The sequence below is a fragment of the Streptomyces sp. LS-MS-L19 genome, assembly GCF_058382285.1.
This window is the reverse complement of the sequence record NZ_JBYCLL010000001.1, coordinates 9081500-9102184: the sequence shown is the minus strand read 5'-3', so window position 1 is coordinate 9102184 and position 20685 is coordinate 9081500. Positions and strand designations below refer to the sequence as shown.

The 20685-nt window shown below is 72.5% G+C and carries 21 protein-coding genes; 12 read left to right on the top strand and 9 right to left on the bottom strand.

Annotated features, from left to right (window positions below):
• Positions 1 to 67: 67 nt before the first annotated feature.
• Positions 68 to 1324, top strand: a complete 1257-nt coding sequence (locus AC2XR2_RS40650) for an arsenic transporter (RefSeq protein ID WP_381296961.1) — start codon at positions 68 to 70, stop codon at positions 1322 to 1324.
• Between the two features lie 20 nt (positions 1325 to 1344).
• On the opposite strand, the gene AC2XR2_RS40645 is transcribed toward AC2XR2_RS40650, so the two are convergent.
• Both AC2XR2_RS40645 and AC2XR2_RS40640 read right to left on the bottom strand, forming a co-directional pair.
• Positions 1345 to 3405, bottom strand: coding sequence for a ricin-type beta-trefoil lectin domain protein (locus AC2XR2_RS40645; protein ID WP_491517876.1), 2061 nt, complete (start codon positions 3403 to 3405; stop codon positions 1345 to 1347).
• A gap of 347 nt (positions 3406 to 3752) precedes the next feature.
• Positions 3753 to 4727: a helix-turn-helix domain-containing protein gene (locus AC2XR2_RS40640; RefSeq protein WP_449353022.1), complete on the bottom strand. Its 975-nt coding sequence runs from the start codon at positions 4725 to 4727 to the stop codon at positions 3753 to 3755.
• A 69-nt stretch (positions 4728 to 4796) separates the two neighbouring features.
• Between AC2XR2_RS40640 and AC2XR2_RS40635 the strand changes: the two genes are divergently transcribed.
• Positions 4797 to 5588, top strand: a complete 792-nt coding sequence (locus AC2XR2_RS40635) for a phytanoyl-CoA dioxygenase family protein (RefSeq protein ID WP_491517875.1) — start codon at positions 4797 to 4799, stop codon at positions 5586 to 5588.
• Positions 5589 to 5609: 21 nt separating this feature from the next.
• Here the strand turns inward: AC2XR2_RS40635 and AC2XR2_RS40630 are convergent, their stop codons facing one another.
• Positions 5610 to 6581 (bottom strand): aldo/keto reductase, encoded by a 972-nt coding sequence (locus AC2XR2_RS40630; RefSeq protein WP_330262570.1) that lies wholly within the window; start codon positions 6579 to 6581, stop codon positions 5610 to 5612.
• A 217-nt stretch (positions 6582 to 6798) separates the two neighbouring features.
• On the opposite strand from AC2XR2_RS40630, the gene AC2XR2_RS40625 reads away from it, so the two are divergent.
• The 5 genes from AC2XR2_RS40625 (at position 6799) to AC2XR2_RS40605 (ending at position 12982) form a co-directional block, all read left to right on the top strand.
• Positions 6799 to 9546 (top strand): helix-turn-helix transcriptional regulator, encoded by a 2748-nt coding sequence (locus tag AC2XR2_RS40625; protein ID WP_491517874.1) that lies wholly within the window; start codon positions 6799 to 6801, stop codon positions 9544 to 9546.
• A 96-nt stretch (positions 9547 to 9642) separates the two neighbouring features.
• Positions 9643 to 10467: an alpha/beta fold hydrolase gene (locus AC2XR2_RS40620; RefSeq protein ID WP_449353025.1), complete on the top strand. Its 825-nt coding sequence runs from the start codon at positions 9643 to 9645 to the stop codon at positions 10465 to 10467.
• 10 nt (positions 10468 to 10477) lie between these two features.
• The gene (locus AC2XR2_RS40615) at positions 10478 to 11296 is read left to right on the top strand and encodes an alpha/beta fold hydrolase (RefSeq protein WP_449353026.1); all 819 of its coding nucleotides are present in this window, start codon (positions 10478 to 10480) and stop codon (positions 11294 to 11296) included.
• Between the two features lie 37 nt (positions 11297 to 11333).
• Complete coding sequence (locus AC2XR2_RS40610; RefSeq protein ID WP_449353027.1) at positions 11334 to 12131, top strand: alpha/beta hydrolase; 798 nt, start codon at positions 11334 to 11336, stop codon at positions 12129 to 12131.
• Between the two features lie 59 nt (positions 12132 to 12190).
• Positions 12191 to 12982, top strand: coding sequence for an MBL fold metallo-hydrolase (locus tag AC2XR2_RS40605; RefSeq protein ID WP_491517873.1), 792 nt, complete (start codon positions 12191 to 12193; stop codon positions 12980 to 12982).
• 1 nt (position 12983) lies between these two features.
• Here the strand turns inward: AC2XR2_RS40605 and AC2XR2_RS40600 are convergent, their stop codons facing one another.
• Complete coding sequence (locus AC2XR2_RS40600; RefSeq protein ID WP_491517872.1) at positions 12984 to 13499, bottom strand: flavoprotein; 516 nt, start codon at positions 13497 to 13499, stop codon at positions 12984 to 12986.
• 9 nt (positions 13500 to 13508) lie between these two features.
• Entirely contained in the window at positions 13509 to 13967 is a 459-nt protein-coding gene (locus AC2XR2_RS40595) for a nuclear transport factor 2 family protein (protein WP_491517871.1), read from the bottom strand.
• Between the two features lie 95 nt (positions 13968 to 14062).
• On the opposite strand from AC2XR2_RS40595, the gene AC2XR2_RS40590 reads away from it, so the two are divergent.
• On the top strand, positions 14063 to 14611 hold the full coding sequence (locus AC2XR2_RS40590; RefSeq protein ID WP_491517870.1) for a TetR/AcrR family transcriptional regulator: 549 nt from the start codon (positions 14063 to 14065) through the stop codon (positions 14609 to 14611).
• Between the two features lie 45 nt (positions 14612 to 14656).
• Here AC2XR2_RS40590 and AC2XR2_RS40585 read toward each other — a convergent pair whose 3' ends face one another.
• Together AC2XR2_RS40585 and AC2XR2_RS40580 are read right to left on the bottom strand one after the other, a co-directional pair.
• Positions 14657 to 14854, bottom strand: a complete 198-nt coding sequence (locus AC2XR2_RS40585; protein ID WP_491517869.1) for a ferredoxin — start codon at positions 14852 to 14854, stop codon at positions 14657 to 14659.
• Between the two features lie 12 nt (positions 14855 to 14866).
• Positions 14867 to 16066, bottom strand: a complete 1200-nt coding sequence (locus AC2XR2_RS40580; protein WP_491517868.1) for a cytochrome P450 — start codon at positions 16064 to 16066, stop codon at positions 14867 to 14869.
• A 321-nt stretch (positions 16067 to 16387) separates the two neighbouring features.
• On the opposite strand from AC2XR2_RS40580, the gene AC2XR2_RS40575 reads away from it, so the two are divergent.
• Both AC2XR2_RS40575 and AC2XR2_RS40570 read left to right on the top strand, forming a co-directional pair.
• Complete coding sequence (locus tag AC2XR2_RS40575) at positions 16388 to 17014, top strand: LysE family transporter (RefSeq protein WP_449353033.1); 627 nt, start codon at positions 16388 to 16390, stop codon at positions 17012 to 17014.
• A 103-nt stretch (positions 17015 to 17117) separates the two neighbouring features.
• The gene (locus AC2XR2_RS40570) at positions 17118 to 17567 is read left to right on the top strand and encodes a nitroreductase family deazaflavin-dependent oxidoreductase (RefSeq protein WP_123765824.1); all 450 of its coding nucleotides are present in this window, start codon (positions 17118 to 17120) and stop codon (positions 17565 to 17567) included.
• Positions 17568 to 17675: 108 nt separating this feature from the next.
• Here the strand turns inward: AC2XR2_RS40570 and AC2XR2_RS40565 are convergent, their stop codons facing one another.
• Positions 17676 to 18647 (bottom strand): cation diffusion facilitator family transporter, encoded by a 972-nt coding sequence (locus AC2XR2_RS40565; RefSeq protein WP_381296710.1) that lies wholly within the window; start codon positions 18645 to 18647, stop codon positions 17676 to 17678.
• A 93-nt stretch (positions 18648 to 18740) separates the two neighbouring features.
• Between AC2XR2_RS40565 and AC2XR2_RS40560 the strand changes: the two genes are divergently transcribed.
• Positions 18741 to 19760 carry a glutathione S-transferase family protein gene (locus AC2XR2_RS40560; RefSeq protein ID WP_491517867.1) on the top strand — a complete coding sequence of 340 codons (1020 nt, stop codon included), beginning with the start codon at positions 18741 to 18743 and terminating at the stop codon, positions 19758 to 19760.
• Positions 19761 to 19790: 30 nt separating this feature from the next.
• Positions 19791 to 20093: a DUF4235 domain-containing protein gene (locus AC2XR2_RS40555; protein WP_020134811.1), complete on the top strand. Its 303-nt coding sequence runs from the start codon at positions 19791 to 19793 to the stop codon at positions 20091 to 20093.
• A gap of 136 nt (positions 20094 to 20229) precedes the next feature.
• Here the strand turns inward: AC2XR2_RS40555 and AC2XR2_RS40550 are convergent, their stop codons facing one another.
• Complete coding sequence (locus tag AC2XR2_RS40550) at positions 20230 to 20622, bottom strand: VOC family protein (RefSeq protein WP_356459763.1); 393 nt, start codon at positions 20620 to 20622, stop codon at positions 20230 to 20232.
• Between the last annotated feature and the right edge of the window lie 63 nt (positions 20623 to 20685).

Sequence of the window (20685 nt, the reverse complement as noted above, 5' to 3'; positions counted from 1 at the left end):
GGAGGGTTCTTACCCTGGCCTGGTTTCATGACCGGGCACGATCTGCTCGCCCTCCGAAGGAACCGCCCTGAACACCCCGCTCGCCGAAGCCCTGTCCGTCGCCCTGCTCGTCGCCGTACTCGCATGGGCGGTCCTGCGTCCCTTCGGATGGCCGGAGGCGGTGCTCGCCGTCCCGGCGGCCGGCCTGGTGGTCGTGACCGGGGCGATCTCCCCCGAGCACGCGTGGGCGGAGGCCGAGCGGCTCGGGCCCGTCGTCGGGTTCCTGGCCGCGGTGCTGGTGCTCGCCCACTTCTGTGACGTCGAGGGGCTGTTCCAGGCCTGCGGGGCCTGGCTGGCGCGGCGGGCGGCCGGCTCGCCCGGGCGGCTGCTGACCGGGGTCTTCCTCCTGGCGTCCGCGATCACGGCGGTGCTCAGCCTGGACGCCACCGTCGTCCTGCTGACACCGGTGGTGCTGGCCACCGCCTCCCGGATGGGGGCCCGCGCCAAGCCGCACGTCTACGCCTGCGCCCACCTGTCGAACACGGCCTCGCTGCTGCTGCCGGTGTCCAACCTCACCAACCTGCTGGCCTTCGAGGCGAGCGGGGTGAGCTTCACCCGGTTCGCGCTGCTCATGACGCTGCCCTGGCTGGTCGCGATCGGCGTCGAGTACGTGGTCTTCCGGCGCTTCTTCGCAGCCGACCTCACCGTCGTCGACCACTCCCCCGAGTCCGCCGACGAGCCCGCGGTGCCCCTGTTCGCCCTGGTCACCGTCGGCTGCACGCTGGCCGGGTTCGTGGTGGCGTCGGCCTTCGGCGTCGATCCCGCCTGGGTCGCGTGCGCGGGGGCGCTGGTGCTGGCGGGCCGGGCGCTCGTGCGGCGGAAGGCGACGCCGGTCACCGTGGTCCGGGCGGCGGCACCGGCCTTCCTGGCGTTCGTGCTCGCGCTCGGCGTCGTGGTGCGCGCGGTCGTGGACAACGGTCTCGCGGACGCCCTGGACCACGTGCTGCCCGGCGGCACGGGGCTCGTCGCACTGCTGGGGATCGCCGCGCTGGCCGCCGTCCTGGCGAACCTGATCAACAACCTGCCCGCGGTCCTGGTGCTGCTGCCCCTGACGGCCGCGGCCGGTCCCGGCGCCGTCCTCGCGGTGCTGCTCGGCGTGAACATCGGCCCGAACCTCACCTACGCCGGGTCCCTGGCCACGCTGCTGTGGCGGCGCATCCTGCACCGGCAGGACCACGAGGTCGGCCTCGGCGAGTTCACCCGGCTCGGCCTGCTGACCGTGCCGACCGCGCTCGCCGCGGCCGTGGTGGCGCTGTGGGGCTCACTCCAGCTCGTCGGAGCCTGAGCGGAACCCGCGGGACGGCGTCAGCGCCCGCCGTAACCGGGGCCGTAAGGGCTGCCCCCATAGCCGTAACCGCCCCCGTACCCACCGCCGTACCCGCCGCTGTAGCCGCCCCCGTACGGAGCGCCCCAGCCGCAGGCGTACGGGTTGGTGGAGCAGTCCTGGCCCGTGCCGGGGCTGCTCGGCGGGGTCGGCGGCGCCTGCGGAGCGGACGGTGTGGCGGACGGCGTCGGGGTCGCCGTGGGCGTCTTCGAGGGCGCCGGGGCGGACTTCGGGGTCGGGGTGGGGCTGCTCTCCGCGTCCCAGTTGACCGCCTGCATCTGCGGCTCGGTCTTGGAGGTGTCGAACACCCAGCGCTGGGCGGAACCGTCGTCGCGGTTCTTCAGGACCAGCGCGCCGGATCCGTCGGTCGCGGCGGGCGTCAGGGCGAGGTCCTGGTCCCAGCGCGGTACAAGGGTGCCCTGGAGCGTGAAGTCGTAGCGGACGTTCTTGGCGCCGGGCTGGGTGGCGCCCGTGCAGGGGGCGAGACGTACCGAGAAGCCGAGGTGGGAGTCCAGGCACAGGTCGGGGTCGGCCGCGCTGCGCAGCAGTCCGTCGGTCTCGTACGTCCACTGCTGGCCCTCGGCGGCGGAGCACTCGGCGAGGGCGGTCTCGACGCCCGCAGCGATCTTCTTGCCGACGACGCCGACGCACAGCCCGGACTCGACGTTGTGCAGGCGCCCGCGCAGGTCGCCCTTGCGTGCCTCGCTCGCCCCGGCCCAGGACGGGTCGCCGGTGGCGGAGGCCGCGTCGGAGCCGGGTGCCTCGGAGGGGCCGGCGGCGGACTGGTTGTCGCCGTCGGACGAGCTGAGCGAGGACCACAGGACCAGCGGCAGGACCACGAGTCCGCTCACCGTGAGGACCGCGGCGGTGAGGTTGCGGCGGGAGGTGCGCCGGGCGGCCTTGTGGGCCGAGCGGCGGGAGGCGGAGCGGGCCCGGGCGCGCGGTCCGGGGACGGCGGGTCCGCCGGGGGCGGCTACCGCGGGCGGAGCGGTGGGCGGCAGCGGAATGCCGAAGGCCTCCCCGGGCCCGAAGCCCTCTCGCCCTCCGAAGGCCTCTCCGGCGCCGAAGGGCTCTCCGGCAGGGAAGGGCTCTCCGGCGCTGAAGGACTCACCCGATCCGAAGGACTCCCCCGATCCGAAGGACTCGAAGGACTCCCCCACGTACGGCCTGGCCGGTGCCTGCTGTCGGGCTTCCCGGGCCGCTCCGGTGTCCTCGACGCTCATCCGGGACGCGACGTAGGCGTCCGCGCCCCAGCCGAGCACGGCCTCGGCGAGGGCCAGGCCGAGCCCGCCGTTGAACTGGTGCAACTGGTCCGCGGTGTGCATGCAGTGGCGGCACCGCTCCAGGTGCTCCCGCAGGTCGGGGTCGAGGTCGACGCCACCGCGCCGGTAGGTCACGTCGAGCAGCCGCAGGTAGTGCCGGCACTCCTGCTCGGGGGCGAGTTCGCGGTGCACCTGGAGGCACTCCTCGCGCAGCCGGTCGCGGGCCCGGCGGAGTTCGACGGCGGCGTCCTCCTCGTCCAGGCCCAGGAGCGCAGCGGGGACGCCGAGGGGCTCGGCCTCCACCTCGGTGTGCCACAGCAGGCAGCGGGCGGACTGCTGAAGCCGCTGGAAGGCACCGGACAGCAGACGGCGGTCGGCGGGCGGCAGCAGACGGGCCGCGGCGCGTTCGCCGTCCGCCTCGGTTCTCAGGGCCGGGTGGAGCATCTCGCGTCGGCCGTCGGCGTCCCACTCGGCGGCGATCCGGCGGACCGTGACGAGCAGATGGGGCCGCCATGCGGCGGTCGGTCCGGTCTGGCGCAGCGACTCCCCGAACAGGCGGGTGAACGCGGCCGTGGTGAGCATGCCCGCGGGGCGGGGGCCGTCGGTGCACAGCCGCGCGTAGGCGAACGCGGCTTCCCAGTGCCGGTCCAGGAGTTCACCGACGGGTTGCAGGGCGGGTGTCGTGCCGCTCCACTTCTTGAGCTCGGCGCTCAGCTGCTCGTCCGTGACGTCGTGCGGGCGAACCGGAGACGGGGAATTCGACAGGCCTGCGTCATTCACGGCGGCATTTCCTCCCGAGGGCATGCTGCGTTGCATTAAGTCCATACCAATGGGTACGTCCGCCTTTGGACGCTCTTTTGAAGCATGAGGGGCGTACGGAGGGGGGTCATGAGCACACAGGGGGAAATGTGCATTGTCTGTGCGCTGACAACGCACACTTTTACACAGGTCAGGGACGCTCAACAAGTGATCTCGCGGTTTTGCGCATTCCGTCCGCCACGCACAGATAGACGTTTCGTCAGCACCGGGGATTTCGTCTTTGGAAACAGGATTCAGTTAACTCCGCGATGAGATCCAGGAAACCATTGAACCTCCACTACACGGCGCGCCCGGGTGGCCCCGCGAGGTCATGTCCCAACCATTGGGTCCGCGGCCCCCGTTGGGCCGGCGGCCCGGTAGGCGCCGGGCGGTGTCCCGTAGCGCTCGCGGAAGACCCGGTTGAAGTGGAAGGGGCTGGCGAAGCCGGAGGCGGCGGCCACGCGTTCCACCGACAGGTCGGTGCTCTCCAGCAGCCGGGCGGCATGGTGCAGCCGGGCCTCGCGCAGCGCCCGCATCGGTGAGCGGCCCAGCTGCCGGGTGAAGAGGTGGGCGAACCGGGACGGCGACAACGCGACTTCGGCGGCGAGCGACCGGACGGTGTGCGGGGCGCCGGGGTCGGCCGCGATCAGCTCCTGGGCGCGGTGCACGCGGGGGTCCACACCGGTCCGGGTCCGTCGGACGGCGCCCGCGGTGAGCAGGACGACCTCCTCCAGTGCGCTCAGGGCGAGTTCGCGGGCGGTGGTGCCGTGCGCCACGGCGACGGCGACGCGGTCGTCGACCGGGAGGGACGCGGGCGGGGTGCCGGTGACGGGTCTGCGGGCGTCGGCGAGCATGCGGCGGAAGGCGGCCTCGATGCGGGCGTGCGGGCTGTCGGCGGCGGGGTCCGGGGTGACGGCGTACAGGCCGTCACCTCTGCCGTGCGGCCCCAGCCAGGCGGTCCAGGAGGGTCTGGCTCCGCAGTGCGCCCACCAGAACTCCCAGTGCTCGGCGCCCTGTTGGACGCCGTAGCGGTGCGGGACGCCGGGGGCGAGCACCACCAGGTCACCGGCGGCGGCCCCGGTCTCGGTCCGTCCCTGGCGCAGGGTGCCCCGGCCGCTCACCGTCCAGGTGAACAGCCAGCTGTCGGCGCCGCGCGGCCGTTGGAGGGCGTAGCCGGGGAGTTCGTCGTAGTGGCCGACGACCACGAGGCCCGGCGGCGGGCCGGGGTCGCCGTGGTGACCGGGGTCGCCAGGGTCGCCGGGATCACCGGGCGCGGCAGTCTCGGGCAATCCGTCGGTGGTCACGGGCATCCTCCTCACCTGCGCTGCGGCCTAGCGTGACGAGTGGAACACATCCGACGAGGGAGTGGACGTATGACCGTCACGGGCATCGAGGCAGGGGTCCGACAGTTCGAGGAGGCCGGCTTCACGGTCGTCCGAGGGCTGTTCGCCCGCGAGGAGATCGACCGGCTGTGCGCGGAGTTCTCGGCACTGCACGCGGGCGGCCCGGTGCGAGGGCACTTCGAGCCGAGCGAGTCGACGGATCCGCTGCGCAGGTACCCGCGGGTGATGCAGCCGCACGAGATCAACGGCCTCGCGCGGGAGGTCCTGCTGGACGCGCGGCTGCGGCGGGTGCTGGAGTCGCTGCTCGGCGAGGAGGTGCTGGCCGCGCAGAGCATGTTCTACTTCAAGCCACCGGGGGCCCGGGGGCAGGCGCTGCACCAGGACAACTTCTATCTGCGGGTCGAGCCGGGCACCTGTGTCGCCGCGTGGGTGGCCTGCGACGAGATCGACCGGGACAACGGCGGTCTCGAAGTCGTCCCCGGCACCCACCGCATGGACCTCTTCTGCCCGGAACTGGCGGACTCCGAGGTGTCGTTCGCGAAGGAGTACGTGGCGCCGCCGCCGGGGCTCGCCGCGGTTCCCGTCGACATGGCGCCGGGGGACGTCCTGTTCTTCAACGGCAGCCTGGTGCACGGGTCGCAGCCGAACCGTACCGCCGACCGGTTCCGGCGCTCGTTCATCGGGCACTACGTGGGCGCTTCCACGGAACGGATCGGGCACTACTACCGGACGCTGTCGATGAGCGGCACGCGGGTGCCGCTGCCGGAGAGCGAGGGGGCGGGTCCGTGCGGTACGGAATTCGCACCGCACGGACCGCACTAGCGGGATGCGACCCGGCCCCCGTCAGCTGTGACCGACGATCGGGCGGGCCGTGTACGGCGCCTCCAGCTCCTCGATCTCCTTGTCGCTGAGCTCGAGTTCGACGGCCGCCACGGCGTCCTCGATGTGGTGCGGCTTGCCCGCGCCCACGATCGGGGCCGCCACGGTGTCCTGGGCGAGGAGCCAGGCGAGGGCGACCCGGGCGCGCGGCACGCCCCGGTCGCCGGCGATGCGGGTGACGGCCTCGACGATGCTGCGGTCGCCCTCCTGGTAGAGGCGGCTGCCGAAGTCGTCGGTGGAGCTGCGGTCGGTGACCGTGCCCCAGTCCCGGGTCAGCCGGCCACGGGCCAGCGGGCTCCACGGCAGGGCGCTGACCTTCTGGTCGGCGCACAGCGGCAGCATCTCGCGCTCCTCCTCGCGGTAGAGGAGGTTGTAGTGGTTCTGCATGGAGACGAACTTGGTCCAGCCGTGCCGCTCGGCCGTGTACTGCATCTTCGAGAACTGCCAGGCGAACATCGAACTGGCCCCGAGATAGCGCACCTTGCCCGCCTTCACCAGGTCGTGCAGGGCCTCCATGGTCTCCTCGACCGGGGTGTGCGGGTCGAAGCGGTGGATCTGGTACAGGTCGACGTAGTCGGTGCCCAGGCGCCTGAGGCTGTGGTCGATCTCCGTCATGATGGCCTTGCGGGACAGCCCCGCCGCGTTCTGCCCGGACCGCATCCGGCCGTTCACCTTCGTCGCCAGCACGATCTCGTCGCGGTTCGCGAAGTCCGCGAGGGCCTTGCCGACGATCTCCTCGCTGGTGCCGTCGGAGTAGACGTTGGCGGTGTCGAAGAAGTTGATGCCCGCGTCCAGGGCCTGCCGGATCAGGGGCCGCGACGCCTCCTCGTCGAGGGTCCACTCGTGCACGCCCCGGTCCGGCAGGCCGTAGGACATGCAGCCCAGACAGATCCGCGAGACGTCCAGGCCCGTCGAACCGAGCTTCACGTACTGCATCGTTGCTGCTCCTGCCTTCGAGAGAGGTTCGAAGGGGAGCGTACGACTTCGCACCCGGTCGGGGTCCCCCTCTCGGTGCGGAGCCAGGAGGCCGCGGGCTGCGGGGCGCGGCTGAACCGAATGCCTGCGTCCGCCGTGTCCGGTACTGATTGAATGAGGAAACTTCACCAGTACCGCACAGGACCACCGCATCCGGACCTTCTCGAAGGGCGTTGGCGTGATCCTCAAGGGACGGACCGACGAACAGAAGCAGCTCGACGCCCTGGTGGCGGACCTGCGGGACGGGCTGAGCGGTGTGGTGGTGTTCCGGGGCGACGCCGGTATCGGCAAGACGGCCCTCCTCGACCACACGGTGGCGCGGGCCGGTGATCTGCGGGTGCTCGGGGTGGCGGGCGTGGAGGCGGAGTCCGGTTTCCCGTTCGCGGCCCTGCACCGGCTGCTGGTGCCGCTGCTGGACGGTCTCAAGCAGTCCGAGGCACTGCCCGCGGGCCGGTACCAGGCCCTGCGGGTGGCCTGCGGACTGGCCGACGGTCCCCCAGCGGACCGGTTCCTGGTGGGACTCGCGACCCTGGACCTGCTCGCCGAGGCGGCGACCGGCCGGCCGGTGCTGGTCTGCGTCGACGACGCCCAGTGGGTGGACGAGGAGTCCCTCGGGGTGTTCGCGTTCGTGGCCCGCCGGGTGCACGCGGAGGGCGTCGGCGTGCTGCTCGCCGCCCGGACCGGGTTCGCGGTCCCGGCGGGCCTCCCGGTGACCGAAGTGCCGGGTCTGGCCGAGGAGTTCGCGCTGGAGCTGCTGCGGGAGGCCGTGGGACGTCCGGTGGACGCCCGGGTCGGCGCCCGGATCGTCGCCGCCACCTCCGGCAACCCCCTCGCCCTCACCGATCTGGGCCGCGAGCTCTCCGCCGAGCAGCTCTCCGGTTCCCTCGCGCTGCCCGAACCCCTGCCCGTGGGCAGCCGGTTGGAGGCGCACTACCTGGAGCAGGTCCGCGGGCTGCCCGGCCCGGTCCGCACCTGGCTGCTGCTGGCGGCGGCCGAGCCCGGCGGGAACCTCGGCTATGTGACGGCCGCGGCCCGCCGTCTCGGGGCGGGCCCCGAGGACTCCGGGCCTGCCGAGGCGGCGCGGCTCGTCGTCCTGCGCCGGCGGGTCGAGTTCCGGCATCCGCTGGTGCGGTCCGCGGTGTACGGCGGTGCGACCAGCGTGCAGCGACGGCGCGCGCACCGGGCGCTGGCCGAGGTGACCGACCACCCGGCCGACAGCGACCGGCGGGCCTGGCACCGGGCCGCGGCGACGATCGGGCCGGACGAGTCCGTCGCGGCGGGCCTGGAGGAGGCGGCCGACCGGGCGGGCGCGCGGGGCGGCTACGCGGCCCGCGCGACGTTCCTGACCCGGGCCGCCGAGATGTCGCCGGCCGGGGCCGTACGCACCGGTCGGCTGCTCGCGGCGGCGGAGGCGGCGCTGACCGCCGGGGCGCCGCTCCAGGCCGAGTCGCTGCTCGACGCGCTCGACATCGGGCTGCTGGACGCCGTCGGCCGGGGCCGGGCGCTGCTGGTGCGGGCCAACGCGGTGACCTTCCTGGGCGACGCCGGCTCCTTCGCCCAGGCACCCGCCCTGTGTCTGCGGGCCGCGCGGGTCCTCATGGACGGGGCGCCCGGCCTCGCCAGGGAGGCCCTGCTGAGAGCGGTGGACCGTGCCGTCTGCGCGGAACACCTCATCCGGGACACGACGGTGGCGGAGATCGCCCGGGCCATCGACGACCTGCTCCCCCGCACCCGCCCCGTGTCCGGCACCGACCTGGTGCTGCGTGCCTTCGCCGTCCTGGTCACCGACGGGTACGAACGCGCGGTGCCCGACATGCGGCGGGCCCATGCGATGCTGCTCGACCCGGGAACCGCCGACGAGGACGTGCTGCGGGCCTTTCTGCCCACGGTCACGCTGTCGATGATGCTGTGGGACGCGGACGCGCAGAGCGCGGTCATGGAACGGGCCGCGGACGTCGCCCGCGCGACGGGAGCGTTGCAGCAGCTGGACATGGCCCTCTACTGCACGGTGATGCACGAGACGATCCTCGGCCACCTCTCGCTCGCCGACGACCTGCACGCCCAGGGCCGTCAGATCCGGGCGGCGCTCGGCGCGAGCGACGACATGTGGGAGCTGTACCGGCACCCCGAACTCCTCGCCTGGCACGCGGACTCCGAGAACCTGGAGGCGGTACTGCGCGGCTCGATGGAGGCCGGCACCTGGCTGGGCAACGGCGCCGTGGAGTCCATCGCCCGGATCGGCACGATGATCCTGGCCCTCGGCGGCGGCGACTACGCGCGGGCCCGCAGCGCCTCCCACGAGCTGATCGAGCAGGACCTGCTCGGGGTCCACTCCCGGCTGCTGCCGCCGCTGGTCGAGGCCGCCGTCCGCTGCGGCGACCGGATCCTGGCCACGGCCGCCCTGCGCACTCTCGCCGCCCGGGCGGCAAGCACCGCGACCCCCTGGGCGCTGGGCCTGCTGGCCCGCTGCCGCGCGCTGCTCGCTCCGGTGAGCGACGCCGAGACGCTGTACCGGGAGGCGATCGGTCTCCTCGCCGCCACCAGGGCGCGGGCCGATCTGGCGGTCGCCCACCTCCTGTTCGGCGAGTGGCTGCGCCGCCGCAAGCGCCGCAAGGACGCCCGGCACCACCTGCGCACCGCCCTCGCGATGTTCGACGAGATGGGCGCCACGGCGTACACCTCCCGCGCCACGACGGAACTCGCCGCCACCGGCGAGCATCCGCAGCGGGGTCCCGCCCTGGCCGCGAGCACGCTCACCCCGCAGGAGCTGACCATCGCCCGGCTCGCCAAGACGGGCGCGACCAACGCCGAGATCGCCGGCCGGCTGTTCATCAGTGCGAGCACCGTCGACTACCACCTCCGCAAGGTCTTCCGGAAGCTCGACGTCACCTCCCGCAGACAGCTGGCGCAGGCACCCGGCCTCTGAGCCGGGGTCACGACTACGCACTCCACGGGGTTCGGGGCGGGCGGCGCCGAACGAGGATCGACGGGTCGCACACGTCCCGCAGACGGGAGCACTCCCATGCCGTACGTCACCGCAGCCGACGGAGCCGAGATCTTCTACAAGGACTGGGGCGAGGGCCGCCCGGTGGTCCTCAGCCACGGCTGGCCGCTGAACTCCGACAGCTGGGAGGCGCAGCAGCTGTTCCTCGCCTCGAACGGCTTCCGTGTCATCGCCCACGACCGGCGCGGGCACGGCCGCTCGACCCAGACCTGGCACGGCAACGACATGGACACCTACGCCGACGACCTCGCCACCCTGGTCGACACCCTCGACCTGCGGGAGGTGACGTTCATCGGCTTCTCCACGGGCGGCGGCGAGGTCGCCCGCCATGTGGGCCGGCACGGCACCTCCCGGGCCGCCCAGCTGGTGCTGGTCTCCGCCGTGCCGCCGTTCATGCTCCAGACCGACGACAACCCGGGCGGGGTGCCGATCGAGGCGTTCGACGCGATCCGCGCCGGTTCGCTCGCCGACCGTTCGCAGCTGTACCGGGACCTGGCCGACGGACCGTTCTTCGGCAACAACCGGCCCGGCGCGAACGTCTCCGAGGGCGTCCGGGCGGCGTTCTGGCGGCAGGGTCTGCAGGCCGGGCACCGCAACGCCTACGAGTGCGTCGCGGCCTTCTCCGCCACCGACTTCCGCTCCGACCTGGACGCCTTCGACGTGCCCACGCTGGTGATCCACGGCGACGACGACCAGGTCGTGCCCTTCGAGGTGGGCGGCAAGGCCTCGGCGGCCCGGGTCAAGAACGCGACGCTGAAGGTCTACGCGGGCGCCCCGCACGGCATCACGGACACCCACAAGGACCAGCTGAACGCCGATCTGCTCGAGTTCCTCAACTCCTAGGAGTCATCGGATGGTTCCCGAAGACCACTCCCGCCGGCGCGTCCTCGCGGGCGGACTCATCACGGCGGGCGCCCTCACGCTGGGTGTCACCCCCGCGTCGGCCCGCACCACGGGCAGACCGACCGCGGTTCTCGTGCACGGCGCCTTCGCCGACGCCTCGGGCTGGAACGACGTCAGCACCCTCCTACTGAAGGCCGGTTACGACGTCATCGCCCCGGCCAATCCGCTGCGCGACATCGCGGGCGACGCCCAGTACGTCGGCAGCGTCGTCGACACGATTCCCGGCCCGGTGATCCTGGTCGGCCACTCCTACGGCGGTGAGGTCATCACCAACGCCGGGCACGGCCGGGCGAACGTGAAGGCACTCGTGTACGTCGCCGCGTTCGCCCCGGCGGAGGGCGAGAGCGCGCTCCAGCTGGCGGGGCAGTTCCCCGGCAGCCGGTTGCCGGACGCCCTGCTGACCCGCCCGTACCCGGTGCCGGGCAGCTCGGAGCCGGGGATCGACGCCTACGTCGACCCGGCGAAGTTCCACGACGTCTTCGCCCAGGACCTGCCGCGCGCGCTGACCCGCGCCATGGCGGTGACCCAACGCCCGGCCAGTGTGGGCGGGTTGGGGGCGCCCAGCGGCGTACCGGCGTGGAGTTCGCTGCCGTCCTGGTATGTCGTCCCGACCGCCGACCGGGTCATCCCGCCCGCGGTCCAGCACTTCATGGCGAAGCGCGCGAAGAGCAGGGTCGTGGAGGTCAAGGGGGCCTCGCACGTCGTGATGATGTCCCGCCCGGACGCGGTGTTCCGCCAGATCGAGGCCGCGCGACGCGCCACGCACTGACGTCTCCCCGAGACTTCACACCCCGCGAGGAGGGGCCATGAGCACGCCGGACACCATCGTCCTGGTCCACGGTTTCTGGGTCACCCCGAGGAGCTGGGAGCACTGGGCCGCCCACTACGAGAAGCGCGGTTACCGCGTCCTCACCCCCGCCTACCCCGGGTTCGAGGTCGAGGTCGAGTCCCTGAACGCCGATCCGACGCCCGTCGAGAAGGTCACCGTCCCGCAGATCGTCGAGAGCCTCGAGGCCGTGGTCGCAGGCCTGGACCGGCCGCCCGTCCTGATCGGCCACTCCGCCGGCGGCGTGTTCGTGCAGCTGCTCCTGGACCGCGGGTACGGGGCGGCGGGCGTCGCCCTCAACTCGGCGCCCACGGAAGGGGTCGCGGTGCTGCCGCTGACCCAGGTCAAGGCGGCCTTCCCGGTCCTCAGGAACCCGGCTAACCGGCATCGCGCGGTGGCCCTGGACTTCGAGCAGTGGCACTACGCGTTCACCAACACGTTCCCCGAGGAGGAGTCCCGGGCCCTGTACGAGCGGTACGCCGTCCCCGCCTCCGGCAGCATCTTCTTCGACAGCGCCCTGGCCACCCTGCGCCCCGGCCACCAGAGCACCTACGTCGACTACCACAACGACAATCGCGCTCCCCTGCTCTTCGTGGCGGGTGAGCACGACCATCTGATGCCGCCGAAGGTGCAGCGGTCCAACGCCCGGCACTACAAGTCGAACACGGTCACGGAGTTCAGGGAGTACCCGGGCCGCCCGCACCTCCTGCCCGCCGCTCCCGGCTGGGAGGAGATCGCCGACCACGTCCTCGACTGGGCCGTGTCGCACGCCGAGTAGCCGGAACGCCCGGGGCGGGCGGTGCGCCTCCCGTCCCGGGCCCGGGGAAGGGACCCTCCATGACCGAGGCGCGCATCACCCACGTCGGTGGGCCGACCACGCTGATCGAGGCGGCCGGCTGGCGGCTGCTGACGGACCCGACGTTCGACCCGCCCGGCCGCCGTTACTCCTTCGGCCCGGGCACCTCCTCCACGAAGACCACGGGCCCGGCCCTCAAGGCGGCCGAACTCCCGCCGCTGGACGCCGTGTTGCTGACACACGACCATCACGCCGACAACCTCGACACCGCGGGCCGCGCCCTGCTGCCCGGCGCGGGCACCGTTGTGACCACCCCGTCCGGGGCGGGCCGGCTCGGCGGCAACTCCCGCGGCCTCACCCCCTGGGCGACCTGGCGGCTGGAGGCACCGGGCCGCCCCACCCTTGAGGTCACGGCCACCCCGGCCCGGCACGGGCCTCCCCTGTCCCGCCCGCTGGTCGGCGAGGTGACGGGCTTCTCCCTGCGCTGGGAGGGCCAGCGGCACGGCGCGCTGTGGATCACCGGCGACACGGTCCTGTTCGCCGGAGTCCGCGAAGTGCCCCAGCGGATCGACGTGGGCACGGTGCTGCTCCACCTGGGCGGAGTGCGCTTCCCCCTGACCGGCCCGCTCCGCTACACGATGACCGCGGCCCCGGCGCTCGAACTGTGCGGTCTGCTGCGCCCGCACACCGTGCTGCCCGTGCACTACGAGGGCTGGTCGCACTTCCGGGAGGGCCGCGAAGCCGTCGAGGCCGAACTGGGCCGCGCCCCCGCGGACCTCCGCGCCCGCTTCCGCTGGCTGCCGCCCGGCACTCCGCTGGCCGTCGAGGTCTGACTCACTCCAGCAGGTCCAGCGCCCGCTCCCACCCGAACTCCTCGCCCTCGGCGCCCTGGTAGGGGTATCCGAACCGGACGCCCGTCCCCCGCAGCCGGATCAGGCTGTCCTGGTAGGCGGGATGGGCGGCGAGGTCGTCGGAGACGCAGGTCAGGACACCGATCGGGACGCCCTGCCCGGCCACCTCGCACAGCGTGCCCACGGCGAGGGTGTCGGCGATGCCCGCCGCCCACTTGTTGATGGTGTTGAAGGTGGCCGGGGCGACCACCACCGCGTCGGGCGCCGGGAAGGGCCGTGGCTCTCCGGGGCGGCGCCAGGCGGAACGGATCGGGTAACCGGTCTGCGCCTCGACGGTGGCCGTGTCGAAGAAGCCGTTCATGGCGGTGGGCGTGGCGATGACCCCGACGTGCCACTCCCGCTCCTGCGCGGCGGTGATCAGCTTGCCGACGTCCGCGGCGATACCGGCGGCGCAGACGACGACGTAGAGAAAGGGCGGTGTCTCGTCCTGTTCGGTCACGCCGGAACCCTACTGAAGCGGGAAGGACAGCCCCCGTTCGGCCTCGGGGCGCGGGCCGTGGATCCGGCGCTCCTTCTCCTCGATCGGCACGTCGTTGATGCTCGCCTCGCGCCGGGTCATCAGCCCGTGCTCGTCGAACTCCCACAGCTCGTTGCCGTACGACCGCCACCACTGCCCCTCGGCGTCCCGGCACTCGTACTGGAAGCGGACGGCGACGCGGTTGCCGTCGTAGGCCCACAGGTCCTTGCGCAGCGCGTACTCCCGCTCGCGGGCCCACTTGGCGGTGAGGAACTCGACGATCTGGGCGCGGCCGGTGACGAAGGTGCCGCGGTTGCGCCACACGGAGTCCTCGGAGTAGGCGAGCGCCACCCGCTGGGGGTCTCGGGTGTTCCAGGCGTCCTCGGCGGCCTGCACCTTCTGGGCGGCGGTCTCCCGGGTGAAGGGCGGCAGCGGCGGGCGGTCGGTCATGTGGTCCTCCGGGACGGCCAGGGCGAGAACGTGCGTTCTCCGGGTGGCTGCTACCGTAGGAGAACGCACGTTCTCAGGTCAAGGAGTGGTCGTCCATGGACAGCGCAGTGGCCCGCGAGCAGGTGCTGGACGCCGCCGAGGAGCTGTTCTACGGACGGGGCATCCAGTCCGTCGGCATGGACGACATACGCGGCACCTCGGGGGTCTCCCTCAAGCGGCTCTACCAGCTCTTCCCGGCGAAGGAACAGCTGGTGGAGGCCTATCTGGAGCGCCGGGACGGGCGCTGGCGGGGGCGACTCGCGGAGTTCGTGGAGCGCCGGCCGGACCCGGACGAGCGGATCCTCGCGGTCTTCGAGTGGCTGGAGCGCTGGTTCGGCGAGGAGGGTTTCCGCGGCTGCGCCTGGATCAACTCGTACGGCGAGCTGGGCGCGACCTCGGACCGGGTGGCGCACCAGGTCCGGGCCCACAAGAAGGCGTTCGGGGACTACCTCGCCGCACTCGTGGCCGACGCCGGACGGCCCGCCGACCTGGCCGGGCCGTTGTTCCTGCTCGCCGAGGGAGCGATGGTGACGGCGGGCATCACCCGGAGCACGCGTCCTGCCGTCCAGGCACGGGAGGCGGCCCGGATGCTGCTGGACCGCTGAGGCCGGCAGCACCGGGCCACTCGTACGGCTCCCGCGGTGGGCGGGTCAGCCCACCGTCTCCGACACGGTGATGGCGGCGACCGGGCACGCACGGGCGGCCTCCCGGACCATGGGGTCGCCGCCGTCCTGTGCGCCGGGCAGGAGCATGCTGAAGCCGTCGTCGTCCTGGGTGAAGACGCCCGGGGCGGCCAGGGCGCACTGGCCCGCCCCGATACAGACGTCCTTGTCGATGTCGATGTGCATGAGCGGGGCCTCTTACCAGGTCACGGGGAGCTCCAGCATCCCCTGGATGGTGTCGCCGGGTTTGAAGGGGATCTCTTCGGCGGGGGCGGCGAGGCGGAGGGCGGGCAGCCGGTCGAAGAGGGTCCGCAGGGCGATCTCCAGTTCGGCGCGGGCGAGGTTCTGTCCGAGGCACTGGTGGATGCCGAAGCCGAACCCGATGTGGTGCCGGGCGGGCCGGTGCCAGTCGAGGGTGTCCGGGTCGGGGTAGACGTCCTCGTCACGGTTGACGACCGAGGTCGAGAAGACGACCCCCTCGCCCGCCCGGATCGTCGTCCCGGCCACCTCGATGTCCTCCAGGGCCATCCGCAGCAGCCCGTCGGCGATCGACAGCATCCGCATGAGCTCCTCGACCGCGGCCGGGACCAGCGCCGGGTCGGTGCGCAACTCGGCGAGCCGGTCGGGGTGCCGGAGCAGTGTGAACGTGCCGAGGGAGATCATGTTGGCGGTGGTCTCGTGGCCGGCGACCAGCAGGATGATCGCCAGCGCGATCACGTCCTGACGGGTCAGCTCGCCGTCCCGCAGCTGTCCGTGGACGAGTTCGTCGAGCACGCCGTCGCCCGGCTCCGGCTGCTTCTGCTTGTGGTCGATCAACTCGTCGATGTACTCCTCGAGTTGATCGCGGGCGTCCATGACGTCGTCGGCCGTGGGACCGCGCAGCAGCCGCCGGGACTGCCCCTCGAAGAAGTCGTGGTCGGCATAGGGCACGCCCAGGAGGGCGCAGATCACGGTCGAGGGGACGGGCAGCGCGAAGGCGCTCACCAGCTCGGCCGGGGGGCCCTGCGCGATCATCGCGTCGATGCGTTCGTCGACGATCTCCTGGATGCGGGGGCGCAGCGCGGTGGCCCGGCGGAGCGTGAAACTGGGGACCATCATGCGCCGCTGGACCCGGTGTTCGGGGTCGTCGACCCCCAGCAGGGCCGTCCTCCGCTTCTTGAGGCCCGCGAAGCGCGCCGTGGGCGCCGGGAAGCCGTCGCGGGTGCGGTCGGTGGACAGCCGGGGGTCGGCGAGCAGGGCGCGGGCGGTGTCGTGTCCGGTGACCAGCCAGGCCGGACGGCCGTCGTAGAGGGTGATCCGGGACAGCGGGCGGGCGGCGCGCAGGGGGTCGTAGGCGGTGGGCGGGTGGTAGGGACAGGTCCGGTCCTGGGGGAACGCGACAGGTTCCGTTTCCGTCATGGAAGACCTCGCAGACGAAGGGTGCGTCGTGCAGATCCTCATTAGATGCCCGGGGCATCTATGGGGCCACGGGAAGTTCGGCCAGATCGGTGGCGGAGGGAATCTGGCCGGGGATCGCCGCCGTGGAGCGGGTAACGGAGGGCAGCCCTCCCCGCACACGGGGTCCACCGCGGAAATGCGCTTGCGGTGGCCGGTTCTCAGCCCCCATGATCTGGCCATGCTGACGACCGAAGCCTTCCTGCCGCCGACCGCCACCGCCGTTCTTCCGGTGCGCGTCCAGCAGCAGCCCGGCCGACCGTGGGGGCCTACGCTTCCGCGCTCGTGACCGCCGCGCTCGTCGCGGGGCTGCTCGCGGGCTACGGCATCGCCGTCCCCGTCGGCGCGGTCGCGACCTACCTCGTCTCCCTCACTGCCCGTACCTCCCTGCGCACCGGTGTCTGCGCCGCGCTCGGCGTGGCCACGGCCGACGGGCTGTACGCCCTGGTGGCCACGGTGGGCGGCTCCGCCGTCGCCGCGCTGCTGCGGCCGGTCCTCGACCCGCTGCGCTGGGCGGCCGCCCTGGTCCTGGTGGTGCTGGCGGTCCGCGGCGCGGTGACGGCGGTCCGTGAGTACCGGGCCCACCGCCTGGCCACCCGCACCACACCCCCTCCACCGAGTCCGGCCCGGGCCTACCTGGGTCTGCTCGGCATCACCCTCCTCAACCCGACCACCGTGATCTACTTCGCGGCCCTGGTCCTCGGCACCCGGGCCGAGGAAGCCGTACGCCCCCTGGAACAGGGCGTGTTCGTACTGGCGGCGTTCGTCGCCTCGGCGAGCTGGCAACTCCTGCTGGCCGGCGGCGGTGCCCTGCTGGGGCGGACGCTGACGGGGCATCGGGGCCGACTGGTGACGGCCCTGGTGTCGAGCGCCGTGATCACGGGACTGGCCGTGCGGATGGTTCTGCCGTGACAAGGGCCCGCCGCTGGGTATGCCGGTGGGAATGAATCCCGCGCGGGACGGTGTTGGAGTGCCGTGCGGGAACCCGGTAGCGGACGACTAGGAGACGGTGAACATGCCTCTTGAGGGCGAGTACGAGCCCAGCCCGACCCAATGGGTGCGTGAGCAGGTGGAGTTGTACGAGAGCTCCGGCGGCACCAAGGGCAACACGCTCATGGACACGGGGATGCCGGTCATCGTGCTGACGACCCGGGGCGCGAAGAGCGGCCGCATCCGCAAGACACCGTTGATGCGTGTCGAGCACGAGGGACGTTACGCGGCGGTCGCCTCGCTGGGCGGGGCGCCCAAGCACCCGGTCTGGTACCACAACGTCAAGGCCGATCCGCTGGTCGAACTCCAGGACGGGCCGGTGAAGCGGGACTTCAGGGCCCGTGAGGTCACCGGTTCGGAGAAGGACGAGTGGTGGGAGCGGGCCGTCGCGGCGTACCCGCCGTACGCCGAGTACCAGGAGAAGACGGACCGGGTCATACCGGTCTTCGTCCTGGAGCCGGTCGACGGGGACTGACGGCCCGGTCGACGGAGACTCCCGGCCCGGCCGAAGGGGACTGAGGGCCCGGCCGGAAAATTCTTCCGTCCATGACGCATGGTCCCGTTCCGACCGGGCACCCGAGCGTCAGGCCCCGCCGCGTTCCCCCGTCGCGGCGGGGCTTTCCCCTGCCTCCTCGGCGGGCCGGTCGGTCACGTCGAGGAAGATCTGGTCCGCCTCGGCGACGGTCCGGGCGACGGACCGCTTGATCCGTACGGCGACCTCCTCGACCCGCTCGCTGTCCAGGCCCGGCACCAGGTCGACCCGGGCGGCGACCAGCACCGAGTCCAGGCCCATCTTCATGGTGAACAGGGCCTCCACGCTGTCGATCTCGGGCTGCGCGTCCAGCAGTGCCCGGATCCGGGCACTGGCCTCCGGGTCGGCGGCCTCTCCGATGAGCTGCCCCTTCGCCTCGCGGCCCAGCCGGTAGGCCACGTAGACGAGCAGCGCGCCGATGGCCAGGGACGCGGACGCCTCCCAGACGACCTGCCCGGTGACCATGTGCAGCGCCATGCCGATCATGGCCAGGGTCACCCCGAGCACCGCCGTGCCGTCCTCGGCGACGACCGTGCGCAGGGCGGGGTCCCGCATGCCCTGGGCGGCCCCGCCCTGCTTGTGCACCTGGTGCAGCGCCCGCACCAGCGAGATCCCCTCGGCGAGGAAGGCCACACCCAGCACGATCAGGCCGGCCACATAGCCGCTGAGCTTCTCCTCGGCGCCGTTGCGGAGCGCCTCCACGCCCTGGAAGACGGAGAAGCAGCCGCCCATCACGAAGATCCCCACGGCCGCGATCAGGGACCAGAAGAACCGCTCCTTGCCGTAGCCGAAGGGATGGCGCCGGTCGGCGGGGCGTCGGCTGCGCCGCAGCGCGGCCAGCAGGAAGACCTCGTTGAGGCTGTCCGCGACGGAGTGCGCCGCCTCCGACAGCAGCGCGGGCGAGCCCGCCAGAAGGCCTCCCACGGCCTTGGCGACCGCGATCACCAGGTTCGCCGCGAGCGCCACCAGCACGGTGACGCGTGTTTTCCGGTCTGCTTTTTCGTTCGTCGATGTCCCGCTCACCCTCGCCGGTTGCCCGCCGCCCGGGCACTCACACCGTGCCGACTCCCGAAAACGGGGAACGCGTCCACCAGGACAGGTCACCCGGGAGGAACCATGGGCAGCGCCGGCGACGGCAACAGCGCGTACGGCCAGAAGGCGTTCAAGCGGTCCAAGAGCCACTTCGCGGACCGCGTCACCGCCGACGCGCGGGACGGCTGGCCGGTGGAGGCCGGCCGGTACCGCCTGGTGGTGAGCCGTGCGTGTCCGTGGGCGAGCCGGGCCGTGATCTCACGGCGGCTGCTCGGTCTGGAGGATGCCCTGTCGATGGGCATCGCGGACCCGATCCAGGACGACCGCAGCTGGCGTTTCACCCTGGACCCGGACGGCCGCGACCCGGTGCTCGGCATCCGCCACCTCAGCGAGGCCTACGACAGGCGGGAGAGCGACTATCCGGGTGGGGTGAGCGTGCCCGCGCTGGTGGACGTGCCGAGCGGGAAGCTCGTCACCAACGACTACCAGCAGCTCACCCTGGACCTGGCCACCGAGTGGACGGCCCTGCACCGCGAGGGCGCGCCGGACCTGTATCCGACGGCGCTGCGGGACGAGATCGACACGGTGATGGCCGAGGTCTACGAGGACGTCAACAACGGCGTGTACCGGGCCGGTTTCGCCACCGGGCAGGAGGAGTACGAGGAGGCCTGCGCGGGCGTGTTCCGCCGGCTCGACCTGCTGACGCCGCGGCTGGCCCGGCAGCGGTACCTCGTGGGCGACACCATCACCGAGGCGGACATCCGGCTGTTCACCACACTGGTGCGTTTCGACGCCGTCTACCACGGTCACTTCAAGTGCAACCGCTGGAAGCTGACCGAGAACGAGGTGCTGTGGGCGTACGTCCGTGACCTTTACCAGACGCCGGGGTTCGGTGACACGGTCGACTTCGACCACATCAAGCGGCACTACTACCAGGTGCACAGCGGCATCAACCCGACCGGCATCGTCCCGCTCGGACCCGATCTGTCGGGCTGGCTCACCCCGCATCACCGCGAGGAGCTGGGCGGCCGTCCGTTCGGCGAGGGCACACCGCCGGGGCCGCCTCCGGCCGCGGAGCAGGTGCCCGAGCGCGGACGTCCCTGACCGACGACTCACTCGAACGAGGAGATCCACATGGCCAAGAAGAAGAAGTTGAAGCTGCCCCTCGCCTACCAGCCCCTCGGGTTCGCGCTCGGCTGGTCGAGCGGCTGGCTCGCGGGCCTCGCCTTCCGCAAGACCTGGATGGCGATCCGGCACGAGGAGGACGCGCCGGACGCCCTGGACCGGGACCGGGGCTGGGGGGAGATCCTCCTGGCCGCCGCGATCCAGGGCGCCATCTTCGCCGCGGTGCGCAGTGCCGTGGACCGCACCGGCGCGAAGGCCATCGAACGGTCCACGGGCGTCTGGCCGGCCTCCGAGAAGGGCGGCCGGGACTGACGCGCCCCTGCGCGTGCGCCGACCGTACCGGCCCGGCCCTTGCCAGCTCTGCGGGCGGGCCGGGCCGGCCTCGCGTCTGGGGGCCGGCCCCGCGGGATGGCCGGATCCAGCCCCGCCACGTACGGTCGGGACCCCCTCAGCCCTGCTTCGGCGCTGTCGGGGTGACCATCCGCAGGGTGAAGGAGTGGCCCGCGGGGTCGGCGTAGCCGCGTTCCTCGAAGGGTCCCGCGGCGTCCTTCGTGTCCAGTGGCCGTCCGCCGAGCTCCACGACCTTGCGCTCGACCGCGTCCAGGTCCTCCACCACGAAGTCGATGTGGGCCTGGAGGGAGTTCTCGGGGCGGGGCCAGCTCGGCGGTGTGGCGTTCACGTCGCGGCGGAAGGCCAGCCGGAAGCCGTCCGCCCCCCTGATCTCCACGCGGTTGGCGGTGGCGTCTGTCTCCTCGGCCTCCAGCAGCTCCTTGTAGAACACGGCGAGCTTCTCGGGCTCGGCACAGTCGAGCACGACGACCCCCGCTTTCACCAGTGCCATGTCTCCTCCGAAGGGTCCGGCCACGGAGCGTCGGCGCCCCGCGGCCCTCTGCCTTGCGGATAT

Excerpts from the sequence above, each read along its gene's own strand:
- AC2XR2_RS40620 (WP_449353025.1), top strand. The coding sequence starts at position 9,643 with ATGCCGTACGTCACCGCAGCCGACGGAGCCGAGATCTTCTACAAGGAC.
- AC2XR2_RS40635 (WP_491517875.1), top strand. The coding sequence starts at position 4,797 with ATGACCGTCACGGGCATCGAGGCAGGGGTCCGACAGTTCGAGGAGGCC.
- AC2XR2_RS40630 (WP_330262570.1), bottom strand. The coding sequence starts at position 6,581 with ATGCAGTACGTGAAGCTCGGTTCGACGGGCCTGGACGTCTCGCGGATC.
- AC2XR2_RS40555 (WP_020134811.1), top strand. The coding sequence starts at position 19,791 with ATGGCCAAGAAGAAGAAGTTGAAGCTGCCCCTCGCCTACCAGCCCCTC.
- AC2XR2_RS40590 (WP_491517870.1), top strand. The coding sequence starts at position 14,063 with ATGGACAGCGCAGTGGCCCGCGAGCAGGTGCTGGACGCCGCCGAGGAG.
- AC2XR2_RS40580 (WP_491517868.1), bottom strand. The coding sequence starts at position 16,066 with ATGACGGAAACGGAACCTGTCGCGTTCCCCCAGGACCGGACCTGTCCC.
- AC2XR2_RS40560 (WP_491517867.1), top strand. The coding sequence starts at position 18,741 with ATGGGCAGCGCCGGCGACGGCAACAGCGCGTACGGCCAGAAGGCGTTC.
- AC2XR2_RS40605 (WP_491517873.1), top strand. The coding sequence starts at position 12,191 with ATGACCGAGGCGCGCATCACCCACGTCGGTGGGCCGACCACGCTGATC.
- AC2XR2_RS40615 (WP_449353026.1), top strand. The coding sequence starts at position 10,478 with ATGGTTCCCGAAGACCACTCCCGCCGGCGCGTCCTCGCGGGCGGACTC.
- AC2XR2_RS40550 (WP_356459763.1), bottom strand. The coding sequence starts at position 20,622 with ATGGCACTGGTGAAAGCGGGGGTCGTCGTGCTCGACTGTGCCGAGCCC.
- AC2XR2_RS40610 (WP_449353027.1), top strand. The coding sequence starts at position 11,334 with ATGAGCACGCCGGACACCATCGTCCTGGTCCACGGTTTCTGGGTCACC.
- AC2XR2_RS40570 (WP_123765824.1), top strand. The coding sequence starts at position 17,118 with ATGCCTCTTGAGGGCGAGTACGAGCCCAGCCCGACCCAATGGGTGCGT.
- AC2XR2_RS40585 (WP_491517869.1), bottom strand. The coding sequence starts at position 14,854 with ATGCACATCGACATCGACAAGGACGTCTGTATCGGGGCGGGCCAGTGC.
- AC2XR2_RS40595 (WP_491517871.1), bottom strand. The coding sequence starts at position 13,967 with ATGACCGACCGCCCGCCGCTGCCGCCCTTCACCCGGGAGACCGCCGCC.